General features: G+C 55.5%; 15 protein-coding genes and 1 riboswitch. Of the genes, 3 read left to right on the forward strand and 12 right to left on the reverse strand.

Features of this window, described 5'->3' with window-relative positions; translation table 11 throughout:
- Nucleotides 1–43 precede the first annotated feature (43 nt).
- Nucleotides 44–1,513: a hypothetical protein gene (locus tag B3075_RS00285; RefSeq protein ID WP_290488144.1), complete on the reverse strand. Its 1,470-nt coding sequence runs from the start codon at nucleotides 1,511–1,513 to the stop codon at nucleotides 44–46.
- 154 nt (nucleotides 1,514–1,667) lie between these two features.
- Here B3075_RS00285 and B3075_RS00290 point away from each other — a divergent pair, with 154 nt between their 5' ends.
- Both B3075_RS00290 and B3075_RS00295 read left to right on the forward strand, forming a co-directional pair.
- Nucleotides 1,668–1,940 (forward strand): HU family DNA-binding protein, encoded by a 273-nt coding sequence (locus B3075_RS00290; RefSeq protein WP_094136544.1) that lies wholly within the window; start codon nucleotides 1,668–1,670, stop codon nucleotides 1,938–1,940.
- Between the two features lie 129 nt (nucleotides 1,941–2,069).
- The gene (locus B3075_RS00295; RefSeq protein WP_290488145.1) at nucleotides 2,070–4,223 is read left to right on the forward strand and encodes an alpha-galactosidase; all 2,154 of its coding nucleotides are present in this window, start codon (nucleotides 2,070–2,072) and stop codon (nucleotides 4,221–4,223) included.
- 156 nt (nucleotides 4,224–4,379) lie between these two features.
- On the opposite strand, the gene B3075_RS00300 is transcribed toward B3075_RS00295, so the two are convergent.
- The 3 genes from B3075_RS00300 to B3075_RS00310 are packed head-to-tail and all read right to left on the reverse strand — an operon-like array spanning nucleotide 4,380 to nucleotide 6,460.
- The gene (locus tag B3075_RS00300; protein ID WP_094136542.1) at nucleotides 4,380–4,811 is read right to left on the reverse strand and encodes a hypothetical protein; all 432 of its coding nucleotides are present in this window, start codon (nucleotides 4,809–4,811) and stop codon (nucleotides 4,380–4,382) included.
- A gap of 13 nt (nucleotides 4,812–4,824) precedes the next feature.
- On the reverse strand, nucleotides 4,825–5,313 hold the full coding sequence (locus B3075_RS00305) for a hypothetical protein (protein ID WP_143245631.1): 489 nt from the start codon (nucleotides 5,311–5,313) through the stop codon (nucleotides 4,825–4,827).
- Between the two features lies 1 nt (nucleotide 5,314).
- On the reverse strand, nucleotides 5,315–6,460 hold the full coding sequence (locus B3075_RS00310) for a hypothetical protein (RefSeq protein ID WP_290488146.1): 1,146 nt from the start codon (nucleotides 6,458–6,460) through the stop codon (nucleotides 5,315–5,317).
- A 27-nt stretch (nucleotides 6,461–6,487) separates the two neighbouring features.
- Here B3075_RS00310 and B3075_RS00315 point away from each other — a divergent pair, with 27 nt between their 5' ends.
- Complete coding sequence (locus tag B3075_RS00315; RefSeq protein ID WP_128154707.1) at nucleotides 6,488–6,913, forward strand: hypothetical protein; 426 nt, start codon at nucleotides 6,488–6,490, stop codon at nucleotides 6,911–6,913.
- A 25-nt stretch (nucleotides 6,914–6,938) separates the two neighbouring features.
- Here B3075_RS00315 and B3075_RS00320 read toward each other — a convergent pair whose 3' ends face one another.
- From B3075_RS00320 to B3075_RS00355, 8 genes are all read right to left on the reverse strand, one after another.
- Nucleotides 6,939–7,265, reverse strand: coding sequence for a hypothetical protein (locus tag B3075_RS00320; RefSeq protein ID WP_218824883.1), 327 nt, complete (start codon nucleotides 7,263–7,265; stop codon nucleotides 6,939–6,941).
- Nucleotides 7,266–7,343: 78 nt separating this feature from the next.
- Nucleotides 7,344–8,957 (reverse strand): aspartate:alanine exchanger family transporter, encoded by a 1,614-nt coding sequence (locus tag B3075_RS00325; RefSeq protein WP_290488147.1) that lies wholly within the window; start codon nucleotides 8,955–8,957, stop codon nucleotides 7,344–7,346.
- Nucleotides 8,958–9,070: 113 nt separating this feature from the next.
- Entirely contained in the window at nucleotides 9,071–9,550 is a 480-nt protein-coding gene (locus tag B3075_RS00330) for a response regulator (protein ID WP_094136538.1), read from the reverse strand.
- Nucleotides 9,537–10,979, reverse strand: coding sequence for an ATP-binding protein (locus B3075_RS00335; RefSeq protein WP_179218410.1), 1,443 nt, complete (start codon nucleotides 10,977–10,979; stop codon nucleotides 9,537–9,539). Before B3075_RS00335 ends, B3075_RS00330 begins: the two co-directional genes overlap by 14 nt.
- A gap of 67 nt (nucleotides 10,980–11,046) precedes the next feature.
- Entirely contained in the window at nucleotides 11,047–12,786 is a 1,740-nt protein-coding gene (locus B3075_RS00340; RefSeq protein ID WP_094136536.1) for an SLC13 family permease, read from the reverse strand.
- Between the two features lie 95 nt (nucleotides 12,787–12,881).
- On the reverse strand, nucleotides 12,882–13,616 hold the full coding sequence (locus B3075_RS00345) for an anaerobic ribonucleoside-triphosphate reductase activating protein (protein ID WP_094136535.1): 735 nt from the start codon (nucleotides 13,614–13,616) through the stop codon (nucleotides 12,882–12,884).
- Between the two features lie 26 nt (nucleotides 13,617–13,642).
- Nucleotides 13,643–13,837 carry an anaerobic ribonucleoside-triphosphate reductase gene (gene nrdD, locus B3075_RS00350; protein ID WP_012419909.1) on the reverse strand — a complete coding sequence of 65 codons (195 nt, stop codon included), beginning with the start codon at nucleotides 13,835–13,837 and terminating at the stop codon, nucleotides 13,643–13,645.
- Between the two features lie 55 nt (nucleotides 13,838–13,892).
- The gene (locus B3075_RS00355; protein WP_290488148.1) at nucleotides 13,893–15,989 is read right to left on the reverse strand and encodes a ribonucleoside triphosphate reductase; all 2,097 of its coding nucleotides are present in this window, start codon (nucleotides 15,987–15,989) and stop codon (nucleotides 13,893–13,895) included.
- 155 nt (nucleotides 15,990–16,144) lie between these two features.
- Nucleotides 16,145–16,329: riboswitch (cobalamin riboswitch) on the reverse strand.
- Nucleotides 16,330–16,551 lie beyond the last annotated feature (222 nt).

Here is a 16,551-nt window from a genome sequence, read left to right on the forward strand (position 1 = left end):
GGCAGAAGGTGTTGTACGAAATCCTTTTCCGGGGCAGGTTCCGTTAAAAACGGTAAATGCAGCGCAGCCACGGCTGGGGAGTACCGGAATAGTAGGGATACCACCGGTGTCCGGGGTGGTGCATAGTGTAGCCCCAGCCATCCTGGCGGCGCGCCTGGGGCGCATAGAAAAGCTGTTTCCACTCCCGGCTGGCGAAGGAAGAAGGCTCTGTTTCCGAAGCCGGAGGCGCCAGAAACGCCTGGAGGGCGCTGGAAGAACAGCAATAATAGGGAATGTTGAACCGGGGCGCCATTCCGAACGCCAGCAGAAGCCATATCCAGACGCGGAGACCGGGATGCCGCGTCCAGGAGGAAGCCAGAAAGGCAAGCAGGCAGGCCATGACCGGAACGCTTCCTTTGCAAAGCAGGTCATTGACGTCTCCGTTCACATAAAAAAAAGGCAGAATCAGGCCGGTTGCCAGAGTACAGATGAAGAGGGGATTCTTCCGGAAATCCCGCCAGCAGAACAGAGCATACAGCAGGAATGAGGTTGCCATAAGCAGGAAATCCCCCCGATGCGTATAGAAAGGCCGCATGCCCATGTGGGAGGATGGCGCGTTTACCGCCCCATAATAAAGAAGAAAACACGCTCCCAGCAGAACGGCGGCTGAAAAGGAGGGGTGGAGCAGGACATCCCGGAGAGGGAGGATGCCTTTCCATTGGCGGCGCCACTGGCAGGCCGCCAGGGGCAGCCCTCCAAGGGCTGCGAGGGGGGAATAAAAGGCCGTGGCTGCGAACAGAAGAGGGATCCAGTACAGGGGCATGCGTCCTGAAGCCAGGAAGATGAAAAAAAGCAGAACAGGAATGGATGCGTTTGCGCTGCACATGATTTGTTCCGCCGTGCCGAAGTAATGCAGACGAAACAGATCCAGCCCCAGCCAGCACTGGAAATTCAGCAGAGAGCCGAATGCCGCCATCAGCAGGGCGAGCAGCAGGGAGCGGCGTCCGGAGAAAACGCAGAGCCACAGCCAGGAAAGGAACAGGCCCCAGGTTCCCCACAGAACGACAAGCACGCGCGCGGCGTCCAGCCCCGCCAGTTTTCCCGCCAGGGCTGGGACCAGCCAGAACCCCGTGTTGTAAATAAGCACGTTCCCGTCCGGAAAGATGACGGGCCACGGGCTGGCGACCAATTCACGAAGGCAGGCATTTCTGACGATATGGTCAGGGTGCTGGTTGACCCACTCCCCCCAGCCGGAAAATATCATCAGGGCGGCAAACGCCGCCAAGGCGAGAAATGAAGAGCGGGTGAACAGGGGGAAGGCGGGAAGGGAATTCTTTTTCTGCGGTTCCTTGCGTTTTCGGGGCGCCAGCCCCGCCGCCGTCAGGAGCGTGAGAGGGAGGGCAGCGTACCAGTGCATCCACCCGGCCAGGAACACCAGGACAGGCAGCAGAAGCCAGGCGCAGGTGTGCCATTTCAGCGCAGTTGCGTTGAACGCTTGTTCCGGGCACGGGGCATCAGCGGCTGGGGGAGGCATCTCCCCGGAACCTTAATGGGGCCGGTCCGCGGGGGCAAGGAGGAAACTCGCAGACCGGAATGGAAGGGGGCGTTTGTACGGGTATGGTGGCAGGAATGAGCGCACGCCGTTGCCTCTTTACCGGAGAAACGGGGCAGGTCATGCTGGGCGGCCTATGAATAAAACACAATTTATCAGGGAGCTCCAGCGTGAGCTGGGGAAGGATGTTACTTCCCGGCAGGCGGAACACGCGTTGAACGCGGTGTTGGATACGATTGCGCGGTCGGTCCGGAGGCGGTCTCTGGTGAAATTCCGGGGCTTTGGCACTTTCCGCGTCAAGCGCCGCCGCGCCCGCATCGTACGCCATCCGGAAAACGGCGGCAGGCTGCTGGTGCATGAATCGAAAACCATGAAATTCCGCCCCTCTTCCCTTCTGTGGAAGGAGTAGGGAAGCCGTTCGGCAGCTCCTGTCATTTTGCCATTGACTTCCCCGTCCGCGGAGGCCCTTAATGTGGATAAGGCAGGAGCGTTTTTGCCTGCCTGCATAAGTAACTGGCCCCTTCCACGTTTGCCGATCATGATTCCGGATTCCGTTCATCTGCTGACCCGTTCCTCCCAGATGACCCTGTACAAAGATGAACAGGGCCGTGTGCGCCGCGCCTATTACGGCCCGAGGCTGCATCAGCCGGAGGATGCCCTGGAAAACGCCGCGGATGCTCCTCTCCTGTATTCCTCCCTGGCGGATTCCGTAACAGGGCTTCCCAATGCGTCCGGCGAGTACTGCATTTGCGTGACCCAGGCGGACGGGGCCCTTTCCCTGAGTCTGGAATGCCGGGGTTGGGAAGTGCTGGAACTGGATGACGACCGGGAAGAAGCCGTCTTCTATGGGAAGGACCCTTCCTACCCTGTGCGGGTGGAAATCCACGTGCGCTCTCACAGGGAATCGGACACCTTTTTGCAGTGGGCGGTTGTTCGGAACGAAGGGAAAGAAGGCATCCGCCTGCACCGCGCTGCGTCCGCACAACTGGGTTTGCGCGCAGAACGGTATTTCGTCACCAGCTTCCGCGGCACCTGGGGCGGCGAGTCCCTGATGAGTGAGGAAGAAGTGGCCCGGGGGCATGAACTTGCCCTGGTATCCGGAACCGGCGCCCGCACCGCCCAGGAGGGAAGCCCCGGATTCATCATCTCTCTGGACGGTCCGGCGCGGGAGGATTCCGGGGAAGTGATTCTGGGGGCGCTGGCATGGTCCGGCAATTACCGGATATGGTTCCGGCACAGCCCGTATCATTACCTTTTTGCCGGGGCGGGGCTGGATACGGCTCCCGCGTCCTATCTGCTGGACGGCGGCGGCGTGTTTGAAACGCCGCCCCTCATTCTGGCGCACAGTAAAGACGGCAAGGGAGAGGCCTCCCGGCGCATCCACCGCTGGGCGCGCCGCTATGGCCTGCGCGGCGGAGTAACAGAGAGGCCAACCTTGCTGAATTCCTGGGAGGGGGTGTATTTTACCTTTACGGAAAAAGTGCTGCACGGCATGATGAAACGTGCGGCGGACTTGGGGATAGAGCTTTTTGTGCTGGATGACGGCTGGTTCGGCAACCGGTTCCCCCGCAATGACGCCCGCGCGGGATTGGGGGACTGGCAGGTGAACCGCGCTAAATTGCCCCATGGGCTGGAAGGCCTTATCCGCCATGCGGAAAAACTGGGGATACGCTTCGGCATCTGGGTGGAGCCGGAAATGGTGAACCCTCATTCGGAGCTTTATCAGAACCATCCGGAGTGGGTCATCGGTCTCCCAAACCGGGAAAACAGACAGGAACGCAGCCAGTATTTGCTGGATCTGAGCAATCCTCATGTATGCAGGTACATTCTTGACGCCATGCGGAAGCTGCTTGGAGAACATCCGGGCATTTCCTACGTCAAATGGGATTGCAACCGCAAAATTTCCGACCCCGGCTCCCTCTGGCTGGACGCCTGCCGCCAGGGGAATCTGCCCATTGACTATGTGCGGGGCTATGAACACGTTCTTGATACGCTGGCGGCGGAATTCCCGGATGTGACATTCCAGGCCTGTTCTTCCGGCGGAGGCCGCGCCGACTATGGAACCATGCGGAGGCATCATGAATTCTGGACATCCGACAATACGGACGCTTATGAACGCGTGTTCATGCAGTGGGGCATAGGCCACCTGTTCCCGGCTCTTTCCATGGCCGCCCATGTGACAGCCTCCCCCAACCACCAGACGGGCCGCTCCACGCCGCTCAAATTCCGGTTTGACGTGGCCATGTCCGGACGGCTTGGCTTTGAACTCCAGCCGTGCGACATGACGGAGGAGGACATAGCCTTTGCCAAACGTGCTCTGGCGGAATACAAGCGCATCCGTCCCGTAGTCCAGTTTGGGGATTTGTACCGCCTATCGTCCCCGTATGAAAGCCGGGTGGCCTCCCTGATGTATGTATGCGGAAAACGGGCGGTTGTTTTCGCCTGGTTGATGGATAAATGGCTGGCGGATTCCCCTCCGCCCCTGCGCCTGAAAGGCCTGAATCCTGCCGTCAGATATCTGGTGCGGGAAATCAACATGAATGAGGACGGCTCTCTCACGAACGTTCACGAACAGGTGCTGGGCGGCGATTTCCTGATGGACGCCGGCATCCGCATCCGCTGGAAAAAGGCCTTCCAGTCCGTCTGCCTGGAGGTGGCGGAAACAAACCCTGATGCTCCGGCTTCATCATGAAATCGGCGTTTGGCGTGGGAGCCATAGCCGCCTTACTGATGTGATGAGTTAGGAGTTCTCTTAGAGGTGAGGGTATACAGCCAATGCGGCAGAAGACAGGCGCATTCCAATGCCGGTTTGCCGATATTTCTCTCTTTTTCTACAGGAAAAGGCCGATCATTCAATCTTGATGAGGCCCTCCCTGATGAGCCGGGCCGCTTCCCGTTCTATTTCCTTTTGATGTTTTTTCATGTAGGCCTGGTACGCTTCCTCAATATCGAAACGGATGGTCAGGACCCATTCCTCATCTTCGTTTTGTAAATCAAACTCCGAATAGTGACGGCTGTCAAAATAATCCTGCTCTTGCCCCTCTATGACGATTTTGTAATCCGGATAATGTTTTTTTATATATTCCCGCTGTTTTTCCAGGAGCTTGTCCAAATCCTTCTCATTAAACACAGCAGGGTTGGTGATGACAGGGGTATCTTTTTCTTCTTCCTGCTGCTGTGCGTCCGGCTGCCGGGGATGTTCTTCCTGTGCCTCAATCTGGCTGATGAGCCCCAACATGCAGGAGAAGAATATGGCGAATATGTTTGATATGGATTTCATGTTTCTGTTCAGGTTATTGATGGTTTTTGCAGTCTTCTTTTAATTGTTTTTCCAAGAGATTTTTAATTTTTATTTTTCCTTCCTTTACTACATAAGGAACATCTTTTGGAGGATGGTAGTCCACTCCGGACCGGGATATATTGGTCATGTGGCCTATTTTCCATTCTGATTCTACCTTTCCGTGATGGACAAACCGATAGATATAAACGATATGCACGTGGCGGAAAGCTTTATCCGTTTTCAGATTTTCAGCCAGGGTAAGGAGGCCGCTCGCTTTTTTGATGGCCTGGAGGGCAATTTCGCTCAATACTTTTTTGGAAATTTTGCCTAATCCTTTTTCTGCCGCGCTCAACGTAGCCGGTTTGGAACCGCTGGCGGTAGTATAGGGAATATACTTGTCTACCTCAACTTTGCAATCCGCCGAAACGGGCAGGAAGCTGAAAGAGCAAAGGAGCATTGCCGCGATATATGGCCATATTCGTATGGATGGTTTCTTCTTCATATCAATTTATTTTCGTGGAGCCGGGTTTCATTTCCGCGTTCTTTTCCGTTGAGGTGGAAATTTTTTCAATAAACTCTTTTCCCTCTCTGTTTAACTTCCTATCCCCCCAGATGCTTAACAGGGTTTGATAGGTTTCCACATAGTATTTTTGCGTCTTATCCCTTTCCGTCAGCGCTTCAATGACTCTTTGCATCACTTTGACCGAATATTTTTTCATTTTAGGTGTCCATACGGCGTGTTTTCCCTTTTGGGTCCATAAGGACAGATGTTTTCCGGTAAAGCCCGGCTTGTATTCGGCGACGCCTTTGATTTCAGGACAATCCCCCATTAATCTGTTCCAGACCAGGCGGGTAAAAAGTTCTTCCGCATGGGGCGTGCAGTCGGGGCCGAGCGCGCAGGCATAGAGTTCATAGGGATTCACCCTGTTTTCCCGGATATTCAGCACGCTTTTCGCCGCGTGCCAAATGAGATTGTGCTCATTGGGCATCGCTTGAGCCAGTTCCCTGAGCAAGGCGAGTTTTCTCCGGTCGCTGGCGTTTTTGGCCTTGATATCCAGATAACGCTGCCACGCAGGATAATTGAAGGGATTGAATTGACGCGCTTCCCGCAAGAGCAACTCCACATGTTCCTGTTTTTGTGTGCAGAAGGACAGATAATACGTTAAAGCCGATTCTTCCGCATGAGGATGATGAATGAATGAATCGTAAGCTGTCACCAGTTGAACAGGGCCTTTCCAGGGAATCTGAGCGCCGCCGCTGGCCCAATTCCAGCCGCCGAGATTGTTGCCGATTTGCCAGTGGCCATTGGGGTGTTTCCATACGAAGGCGCAGTGTCCCGGCTGTCCAATCGGGTAAGCGGGAACTCCTTTGGAACGCAGGAATCCAGCTGCGCCTTTGGAGACGGCGCCGCATACTCCTCCGTATTCCGTGTAAAGTTTCAGCGTGATGGGTTTGTGGTCATAAAAAGCGCTTCCGGCATGGACGCTGACGCCTTTGTCATTCTTTTTACGGTAGGGAATGAATCCGGGAAATCTGCTTCCGGCTTTCTCCGGCCTGATTTTTTTCCCTGCGATAAATTGCTGTGCCCATGCCAGATCTTCAAGACCTTCTTTTCCCCGGAATACGATGGCCCATTCCCAGGGTTGCAAGGTTTCTGCCTGTGGATAGCATTTGGCGTGGTGATGAGAATCCCGGTAGAAGTTAAATTTGGCGATGCATTCTTCAGGAGAAAAGATGTCTGCGACAAGGCCGGCTCCCAATGCCATGCTGAGTTCAACGGGATTGAAATTCTGATCGCTGGTATTCCAGATTTGGTAAAAAACGGAAAGAGTACTTTTGCCGGCTGGACCAGATTGGGCGAGCATGTTGAATACTTCCGGGTGGCTGGAAAGCCATTTCCTGAAGACCTGATCCTTGAGTTCCTCCTGAGTGAAAGGTTTCCCTCCTTCGGCAGTATTGAAAAACTGGTGCAGGCAGCACAATGCCGCCACTTGAGGGGATTGAATCAGTTTTCGTATTTTGTCGGAGGTAAGCGGGCCGGAATCAAGCCGGCTGCGCAGGACTTCCCGGATTTTACCGGCAATGAAGGAGGACCGCCCTGAAGAAAGCAGTGTTTGTATGTCTGCTTCAGATGAAGCCAGAGCGCCAAAACTCTCTATAGACATGAGCATGCTGAAAAGGAAAAGCCAGAGGATGTTTTTCATAAGGTATGAAAGACAGACTTAAATGCATGGCAACATAAATTGAAAAAATGTCAATAAAATATGATTTTTTTGAATATGAAAAATACATTTCATATTTCGCTTTTATATCAAAATGATATTGACGGCAAAAGGATTTTTTCAAATGGAAAATTGGGGTCATTGGCTCTGAGAGACATTGGATTTTCGGAGCCGAATCCGGGATGATTTTTGTGTCTATCCCTCCCGCAAGATGATGAAAACGGGGTTCCATTCGGAAAAAGAATGGAACCCCGTGCTGAAGCGGTAAAACAGAGATAATAGTTTTCAGGTCAGATGATCTCTGCCATTGTCAAATTCCCACCACGCCGCCGATGGTCTGGATGATGACCTTGGCGACGATAGTCATCAGGATAAGGGCCACGGGGTAGGCGGTGGCGTAGCTGACCACGGGGGCCTGGGAGTCCGTCTTGCTGGCGATGGCTCCCAGGGCCGGGGTGGAGGTCATGCCGCCGCAGATGCCGCCCAGGCATTCCAGAATGTTCATCTTGAAGACTTTCATGCCCACGAAGTAGCCGGCGAACATGCCGGAGCAGGTGACGATGACGCCCATGATGAAGACGGCGGCGCCGTGGGTGGCTACCGTATCCACCAGGTCCGCTCCGCCCTTGATGCCGGCGTCAGCCAGGAAGAAAACCAGCCCCAGATCCTGCAAAAGAAGGCGGGTGGGGCGTGGGATGTAGCCGACGATGGGGCCCAGACGTCCGAAGTGGCCGAGCAGCAGAGCGACGATGAGGGGGCCTCCCGCAATGCCCAGGGAAATGCCCGCGCCGTTGCCGAGGCTGAAGTTGACCAGGCCCAGAATGATGCCCAGGGAGAGGCCGAAGCCCAGGGAGAGCAGGTCCGTCTGGTTCATGTCCTGGCTGCGGTGGCCGATTTTGTCCCCGTATTTGGTAAGGTTTTCCGGGGAACCGACTACAGTCAGCACGTCGTTGCGTTCCAGCGTGGTTTCCCCCGTAGGGACGAAGGTGAAGCCCAGGCGGGAAATGCGGGAGATAATGACGCCGTCCGTACGCAGGGTTTTCAGGTCGCGGAGCTTGTGCCCGGCATAGTTCTTGTTTGTCAGAATCAGTTTGCGGCGCTCCTTCTGGGAGTCCATGGGGTAGGGATTGTCGCATACCTCCCCCAGGAAGGCGATGTCGTGGCGCATGGTGTCGCTGTTGCCCACAATGAGGACTTCCGTTCCTTCCCGGAACGTGTCTTCCGGCGTCAGGGGCATCAGCCTGTCGTTGCGAACCACGCGGGTGACCATGCAGTGCAGGCCGTCCAGCAGCTTGCAGTCCGCAATGTTCTGGCCTATCAGGTTGGGCTGTGTGACGCGGACAAGGCGGGAAATGATGCTGACCTCCTGTCTGGAATGCATGGCTTTGGCCTCCTTGTTGAGGTCAAAATGCAGCAGGCGCGGCAGAAGCTGGACGAAAAGGACCACGCCCACCACTCCGAACGGATAGGCGATGCCGTAACCGATGCTGACGCCGCTGCCGGAGGCTCCCGGCAGGCTTTCCGTGGCGGCCGCCAGCGCCGGGGTGCTGGTGCATGCGCCGGCAAAGATGCCGGAAGATATTCCCGCGGGAATGTTGAACCAGATGCCGAAGAGGCAGGTGAATAAAGCTGACACTCCCACAATCACCGCAGACATGATGGCCAGCTTGCTGCCCTGCTTGGCAATGGCGGAGAAGAAGCGGTTGCCCGCGCTGAGGCCCACGCAGTATACAAAGAGAGCCAGGCCCAGCTGCCCTACGCCGTCGGGAATGGCCAGGCGGTAGTGGCCGGCGGCCAGCGCCACGAAAAGAACGCCGGAAAGACCCAGGTTCAGTCCGTATATTTTAATGCTGCCGAGAGCGATGCCAAAAAAGATGATTCCAAAGAGAACCAGGGTGTTATGTTGGAGCAGAATATCAAACATGAAGGCGGTTAGCGGTTTTGTTCCCTTCCTTGGCGCAGGGCAGGGGAATGCCCTGCGCGGATGGGGATGCGTGCTTTGAAAAAGCGGAGGGGCGGCGTATTTCTTCCGGCCCTTCAATTTCTCCGCAGGTAATCCAGCAGAGTGGCCTGGTCCAGGCAGGACATATAGGGAGTATGGTCGATGCCCTTGTCCATGATAAACCTGGTCAGCAGTTTGCGGGCGGTCGTAAGGAGAACGGCGGGATCCCAGGGCTTTTCCAGATAGTTGTCAATGTGCGCGTCATTGACGGCCTGGATGGTGTCCGCGTGGGTGGCCTGGCCGGTCAGCAGGATTTTGCGCGTCCCGGCAAAACGGTCGTCTTTGGCGATGCCTCCAAGCAATTCTACTCCTGAACCTCCCGGCATGACGTGGTCGGAGATAATCAGTCCCGTCAGTTCTCCGTCCTGGTCGAATTCTTCCAACAGTTCGCGGCATTCGGATGCGGATTCCACCCCTTCCAGGCGGAAGCAGGAATTCAGCGGACGAAGGTCGCGCAAAACGCTGTCCAGGACTTCCGGCTGGTCGTCCACGCAAATGATGTTAATTTTTTCCATGATTGTTGATGGTTGGTATGATTATCGTAAAAACGGTATGGCCCGGAACGCTCTCCAGGCGGATGCGGCCGCCGTAGCTGTCCACAATGCGCCGGACGATGGTGAGCCCCAGCCCCAGGCCGAAGGAAAGCCCTTTCTTTTTGGTAGTGAAGTTGGGACGGAAAATTTTTTCATGCAAGTCCTTTGGAACGCCGGGGCCGTTGTCCGTGACGGAGACCAGAATTTCGCGGGTGGTATGGGATGTCTGGTCCTTGCTGCTGATTTTTTCCACCCGGCATTCTACATGGATGGAAGGGTTGGGGGTATTTTCTATTTTCAGCGCGTCGCAGGCGTTCTGAAGCAGGTTGATCCAAATTTGAACGAGCTCCGTCATATCCGCGAAAATGCCGGGCACGGCGTCCCTGGGAGGCAGGACCATTTCAAAATCAACGCCGCGCAGACTGGACTTGACCAGCGCAACAGCTTCCGTAAGGGAATCCGTCACGTTCACCCCTTCTTCCCGTCTGGTGTTGCCTCCCCCCAGCAGGCGAACGGAGCGGACAATGGCTGTAGCGTGCCGGACAGCCAGTTTCATGTCATGCAAGTCGTGTCCCAATTCCCAATAAGGGAGGTTTTGTTCCAGCTGGCTGAGGAATGGCTTGTCCAGCAGTTCCGGCTGATTCTGTATGTCCGGAATCAGGGCTAGGGCCTTGGCCACGTCCTGGGAAAGCCCGTAATTTTTTTCAAACTGGCGCGCCAGCCTGCGCTGTTCGGAAGTGGACGCGGAGGAAGACCCTTCCAACCCTTTATTGTACAGGGTGTACCGGAAGGCGTTTTCCTGGCGGAACATGTTGTCCAGAGATTCCAGAACAAAGTCCGTTTTACGGGACAGAACTCCCAGGGAATTGTTGAGCTCATGGGCTATTCCGGCGGATAACTGCCCCAGGGTGGCGGCCATTTCAGAACGGTGGAGCATCCGCAGCGCTTCTTCCTTTTCCGCAGTGCGGTCAAAGACACGGGTATTGCGCGCCGCCAGTTCATGGACAATGGCGGGAACAAACTGTTCCAGAAGCGTTCCGTAGCGTTCCTCGTCCACGGCGGGGGTAGCGGTGTCGATATAGGCCAGTTCCAAATCAGTTTCCGCAATGAGATCGGAGGAGCTGCGGAACCATCCAGAGAAGAAACTTTGCACTCCCAAATAGTCTCCGGGGCCTGCCCGGAACGCCTTATAGATTTTATGGGACGTGGAAGCTGTTTCCGGGTCTTCTTTAACGACGTGGCGGTAGGAGACCACGCTGCCGGATAAAATCAGGTAAAGCCTTTTGTTCTGTTCCCCCTGGCGGACGACGCTGTTTCCCTTGCTGATGGCAATAATGCGGTCCGGATCGGAAAAATACGCCAGATTGATGCGTTTTAATTTTTTCTGGAATTCCTCCTGTTCAATGATCATATGGCGCTTTTCCCGTTGATGTTGACCATGCCGGGGCATGTGGCCCCGGCGTGGAACATTATCTTATTTAAAAAGCATGGCATTGGGCAAGAATCATCATCATGACATAGGTCAAAATCATGCCCAGGATGCCCAGAATGACGCCGGAAACGGCCATCCCCTTGGAACTGACCAGGCCGGTGGCATAGGCCAGGGCGTTGGGGGGAGTGCTGATGGGAAGGCTCATGCCCAGGGAGGAGGCGAACGCCACGGATACCAGCAGGGCGGTAACGCCGCCCATAGGGGCCAGATTGTCGCCCATGTTGACGCCGACGACCGCGATAATCGGAATGAGCAGGGAGGCCGTAGCCGTATGGCTCATGAAGGTGGCCATGAACAGGCAGATGATTCCCGTGCCCACCATGAGCGGGAAGGGGGACCATTCGGCAAAGGGAATGGAGCCGATCAGATTTTTTGCCAGTCCGGTGTCTTGCAGGGCCAGCCCCAGGGCAAAGCCGCCGGCTACCAGCCAGAGCACGTCCCAGCCCATTTTCTTCAAGTCTTCCCTGGTGATGGTTTCCGTAATGGCAAAGACGGCGATGGGAATCATGGCGATGGTATTGGAGTCCAGCCCGTGCACTCCCTTGCCCGTTACCCACAGCAGGACGGTAACGGCAAAGGTAACGTAAACGATAATGGCCTTGGGGGTTCTCAGGAATTTACCACCCACCTGCAGTTCCAGTTTCTTTTGGGAGATGGGGAACAGCCACAGCAGGAGAAGCCACGCAATCAGAATCATGACGATGACGAAAGGAATGCCGAACATGAGCCATTTGCCGAAGGAAACGTCCAGCCCCATACCCTGCAGCGCCTTCAGCGCGATTGCGTTGGGGGGCGTGCCGATAGGCGTTCCGATGCCGCCGAGGTTGGCGGCGATGGGGATGGCCAGGGCAAAGGCGGCGCGGCCTTTGTCTTCCGGAGTAAACAGGGACAGCACCGGCGTCAGGATGGCGAGCATCATGGCGGCCGTAGCCGTGTTGCTCATAAACATGGAGAAAAGGGCCGTTACGGACATCAGCCCCAGAAGCACAAATTTGGGATTGGTTCCGAAGGGTTTCAAAAGTACTTTGGCCAGGTTCATGTCCAGCCTGTATTTGGTCGCGGCCGCAGCCAGGAAAAAGCCGCCCAGGAAAAGCATGATGATGGGATCCGCAAAGGTGGCCATTGTGGATTTTTGCTGCATGGTGTTGACAAATTGCAGCCCCTGGATGCGCGAGGTTATTTCCTTGCTGTACAGGCGTCCGGCCGCGGTCTTGAGCTGGGCGGCTATGGATTCCTGCCTGACGGCTTCTTCCGTTTTTCCTTCACGGGACAGTTCCTGCGCGTTCAGATCTATTTTTTCATAAGCGTCCATGAGCTGGAACCCCAGGGTCATCCTCACTTCTTCCGCGTCCAGCTTGGTTTTCTTATTTAGCCGGGTTTCAACATTTTCCTTCAGTTTACCGACTATCTCCGGATTGATCCCTTTGCCTATGGCGTCATCCAGAATGGAGGATACCGCCGCCTTGTCATAACGCTCCGGCATCAGGAATGAGAGAGAGCCGTTGGAGACGCACAGCAGGGACAGGGTAATGACCATCACGGAGGTGGTCCAGATAGGGATGGGTTCCAGAATCCAGAAAAGCGCCGCCATGACGAACATGGCGATAACGCGGATTTCAATAGGGCTTAATTGGATTCCCCATGAAGCGAAAGGCAGGAAGAAGACGACTCCTGCGGCGGCCAGGCTGATAGCTGCCTTGAGCAGCTTGTTTTGGGTTTCACTCATGAATAATAGTTGGTGATATGGTTGGCGGGCGGAAGGGTACTCCCGATTTTACAAATAGAAACTTTTATTTGAAAAAATTATGTCAGAGGGGACGGCTATTGTTTTCCAGAGTTGGAGCCGGGCGTTTTCTCCGTGATGGGGAAGTTGCGCAACCCTATGGGGATGTGCGTATTTAGCAGGGATAAGTCAATCATCCGTTCAGGAGCACCGATTTGGCCGAGCGTTTCCTCTGTATTAAAAAAGTTCTGGAGGTAGTAGGTTCCTTTATAGCCGCGCGACGTCAGATCCCCGCTGATCTGGTTGATTTCCTTTTCCCCGAGAAGGCCGGAGTGGATTGTCGTCCGCACCTCAAACGGGAAATTTCTGTTGATCAGATAATCCAGCGTTTGAGTGAAGAAGGGAAATAAGTCCGGACGCCCGGTAATGGAGCCGAACAGTTTTTCCGGCGCTTTGTAATCCAGTGCAATATAGTCGCAAAGCCCTTCTTCCACCAGCGTTTTCACCACGCCGGGCCGGGTGCCGTTAGTGTCTATTTTGACTGCGAAGCCAAGCTGCCGTATATTGCGGCAGATAGGGATGAGGTCGGGACACAGCGTACACTCGCCGCCGGACAGGACTACTCCGTCCAGAAATCCCACCCGATCTCTGAGAAAATCAAGGTAGTCCGTCCGGTCTCCGGCGGGAGAATCCGTTCCCCTGACCAGAGAGACGTTGTAACAGTACTGACAAAACAAATTACAGCCTCTCAGCCAGAAGATGCAAGCCACCTTATTTGGAAAATCCAGCAAGGTGAGCGGCGTGATGTCTGCTATGCCCCGACCCGTTCCCATCGACTTCGCATATGTTGTTGGGAGAATTATCGCGGCTGTTCCGTTTGGGCGGAGCAGGAGCAGGGGCGGCCCGGTTCCACGAAGTGGACGCGGTCATGGAACTCGCCCTGTTTGCCGGCATTGAAAGTTTCCACAGGGCGGTGATAGCCCATGACGCGCGTGTAAACGGTGCAGCGGGTCCGGTCCTGTGCGTACTTGCTTAATATTTCCTGTTTGGTCATTGTCGTATTGATGGTTGGGTTTTGAAAGTCGGGCGTCTATTGGGAAAGAGGATTTTTATTCATGCCTGTGGATATGAAGCAGCTCCTCATCGCAGAAGGGGCAGTATTCGTGCTCCCCGCGCAGGTAGCCGTGCTTCTCGCAAACGGAGAAGAGGGGGGTGACGGTGAGGTACGGCATGCGGAAACGGGTCAGCACTTTGCGGACAATGTCCCGGCAGGCTTCCGGGGAGCTGATGGCTTCGTTCATGTACATGTGGAAGACGGTTCCTCCCGTGTAGCAGCATTGAAGTTCATCCTGAAGCTGGAGCGCCCGGAACAGGTCGCTCGTGTGGTCCACGGGAAGCTGGGAACTGTTCGTGTAATAACGCTGCCCCACGGGGCCGGCCTGGATGATGTCGGGATAGCGTTTCTGGTCTTCGCGGGCGAAGCGGTGCGTGGTGCCTTCTGCGGGCGTGGCTTCCAGGTTGTACAGGTTGCCGGTTTCTTCCTGGTATTCCTGCATGCGCAAGCGGATGAATTCCAGAATCTCTTCAGCAAAGACCCTGCCTTCTTCAGAGGTGATGTCCATCGTGTCGTTGGAGAAATTGCGCAGCAGCTCGTTCATGCCGTTGACGCCAATGGTGGAGAAATGGTTGCGGAAGGTGGGCAGGTAGCGTTTGGTGTAGGGATACAGGCCGCGGTCATACATTTCCTGAACGAAGGCCCTTTTCTTTTCCAGGCAGGATTTGGCCAGGTCCAGCAGTTCTCCCAGCCTGGCGAACAGGGCCTCCCGGTTTTGTTTGAACAGGTAGCCCAGCCGGGCCAGGTTGATGGTCACCACGCCGATGGAGCCGGTCATTTCCGCGGAGCCGAAAAGGCCGCCGCCGCGTTTAAGCAGTTCCCGCAGGTCCAGCTGGAGGCGGCAGCACATGGAACGCACGGCATCCGGCTTGTAGGCCCGTTCGTCAGGCACGCGTTCCCCGTGTTCATTGACGGTGTACTGGCTGCCGATGAAGTTCTGGAAGTAGGAGGAACCGATTTTGGCGGCGTTTTCAAACAGGAGAGGCACATTTTCCCCTTCCCAGTCAAAGTCTTCCGTGATGTTGACGGTGGGGATGGGGAAGGTAAAGGGCTGTCCGGTGCTGTCCCCTTCCGTGAGAACTTCGTAAAAGGCCTTGTTGATCAGGTTCATTTCCTTTTGGAAATGCTTGTAGGTCAGCTCCGTCAGCTTGTTGGCGCCGCGTTCTCTCGCCAGGGCGAGCAGGTTCGCGTCTTCTATTCCTTTAAAGAGGTGTTCCCCTCCGCTGAAGGGGGCCTGGTCCCGCAGGTCGCGCGGCACAGTCCAGTCAATCGTGACGTTGGTAAAGGGAGACTGTCCCCAGCGTGAGGGCACGTTCAGGTTATAGACGAAACTGCGGATGTCTTTCTTGATGCGGGGAAAGTCTGTCTGGTCCTTGAAAACGTAGGGCGCCAGGAAGGTGTCAAAGGAGCTGAAGGCCTGGGCGCCGGCCCATTCGCTTTGCAGGATGCCCAGAAAGTTCGCCATCTGGCCCAGGGCTTCCCGGAAGTGGCGGGGCGGCCTGCTGTTCACGCGGCTGCGCACGCCGTTGAATCCTTCATTGAGCAGGTTGCGGAGGCTCCATCCGGCGCAGTATCCGGTCAGGCAATCCAGGTCATGGATGTGGTAATCCCCTTCCCGGTGCGCGGCTCCTTCCCGTGCGGAGTAAACCTGGTCCAGCCAATAGTTGGCGATCACTTTGCCCGCCGTGTTGTTGATGAGCCCCGCATTGGAATACGTGGTATTGGAGTTGGCGGCAATGCGCCAGTCGCTTTGGCCGATATATTCCTCTACCGTCTGCTTGCAGTCCACGTAGGTATTGCCGGAATAAAGGCCGCCAAGCTGTTCGCGCTGCATCTTGTGCAGGAAACGGTAGGTAATGAAGGCCTTGGCCGTGTCAAAATATCCGGAGCGGAACAGGGCGCGTTCAATCATGTCCTGAATCTCTTCTACATGCGCGCTGTCCTGATGGCTCAGCTTGGCTTCCACCTCTTCATAGATGGAACGGTTGTAGGCGGTCCCGGAGCTGTGGAAGGCTTTTCTAATGGCCTCTTCAATCTTATAGCCCTGGTATTGTTCCTTTTTCCCGGAACGTTTGATGATGCTTGTTGCCATGGTGGATGTCTCGCTTGGAAAGAGTGGTGACCGCTCATCCGCGAGCCTGGGCAAAAGCCTGGAAAAACCATAGGCAGGGGCCGGCTGCATGCGCGCATCCCCGGAAAGGGGGCATGCTGGAGACCTGTGCGTATGTTCATCCTGTCCGCGGGATGGGGATACGGCAGCATCAGGTCGTCTTCTGGCTTCCGGTGCGACATGTGATGGGGACTTCCCGGCTGCCTGGGCAGCCAGTGTCCGGTCCATCGTCTACCGGTTACAGCGGCGCGTCCGCGACGGATTTTCACCGTCTTCCGTTACCTGCGCTGGAACGCAATGAACCACAGAAAGAGACATCCCGCAAGAAAAATGTATAAATAATGTGTTAAATAATTATTTATATACTATATATAGTATATGAAGGCAGAAAAATGATTGATAACACAGCTTTCTTTTCCGTCATGGCGCCATAGATGCCCCGGCGTTCCTTTTCTGGTCCGGGGGAGAGCGGGAAAGCCGTCAACGGAGAATCTTTTGAGTGGTATGCGGGGCGGTTTGGGACGAGGCTTCTTCCATTCGGTCC

Origin of the sequence: Akkermansia sp. UBA7090 (assembly GCF_002493465.1) — a bacterium.
GTDB lineage: Bacteria > Verrucomicrobiota > Verrucomicrobiia > Verrucomicrobiales > Akkermansiaceae > Akkermansia > Akkermansia muciniphila_A.

Bases quoted from the DNA above. Each gene is read 5' to 3' on its own strand.
- B3075_RS00300 (WP_094136542.1), bottom strand. From the start codon at position 4,811: ATGAAATCCATATCAAACATATTCGCCATATTCTTCTCCTGCATGTTG.
- B3075_RS00340 (WP_094136536.1), bottom strand. From the start codon at position 12,786: ATGAGTGAAACCCAAAACAAGCTGCTCAAGGCAGCTATCAGCCTGGCC.
- B3075_RS00285 (WP_290488144.1), bottom strand. From the start codon at position 1,513: ATGCCTCCCCCAGCCGCTGATGCCCCGTGCCCGGAACAAGCGTTCAAC.
- B3075_RS00290 (WP_094136544.1), top strand. From the start codon at position 1,668: ATGAATAAAACACAATTTATCAGGGAGCTCCAGCGTGAGCTGGGGAAG.
- B3075_RS00305 (WP_143245631.1), bottom strand. From the start codon at position 5,313: ATGAAGAAGAAACCATCCATACGAATATGGCCATATATCGCGGCAATG.
- B3075_RS00320 (WP_218824883.1), bottom strand. From the start codon at position 7,265: ATGGAACCCCGTTTTCATCATCTTGCGGGAGGGATAGACACAAAAATC.
- B3075_RS00335 (WP_179218410.1), bottom strand. From the start codon at position 10,979: ATGATCATTGAACAGGAGGAATTCCAGAAAAAATTAAAACGCATCAAT.
- B3075_RS00330 (WP_094136538.1), bottom strand. From the start codon at position 9,550: ATGGAAAAAATTAACATCATTTGCGTGGACGACCAGCCGGAAGTCCTG.
- B3075_RS00325 (WP_290488147.1), bottom strand. From the start codon at position 8,957: ATGTTTGATATTCTGCTCCAACATAACACCCTGGTTCTCTTTGGAATC.
- B3075_RS00345 (WP_094136535.1), bottom strand. From the start codon at position 13,616: ATGGGAACGGGTCGGGGCATAGCAGACATCACGCCGCTCACCTTGCTG.
- nrdD (WP_012419909.1), bottom strand. From the start codon at position 13,837: ATGACCAAACAGGAAATATTAAGCAAGTACGCACAGGACCGGACCCGC.
- B3075_RS00355 (WP_290488148.1), bottom strand. From the start codon at position 15,989: ATGGCAACAAGCATCATCAAACGTTCCGGGAAAAAGGAACAATACCAG.
- B3075_RS00295 (WP_290488145.1), top strand. From the start codon at position 2,070: ATGATTCCGGATTCCGTTCATCTGCTGACCCGTTCCTCCCAGATGACC.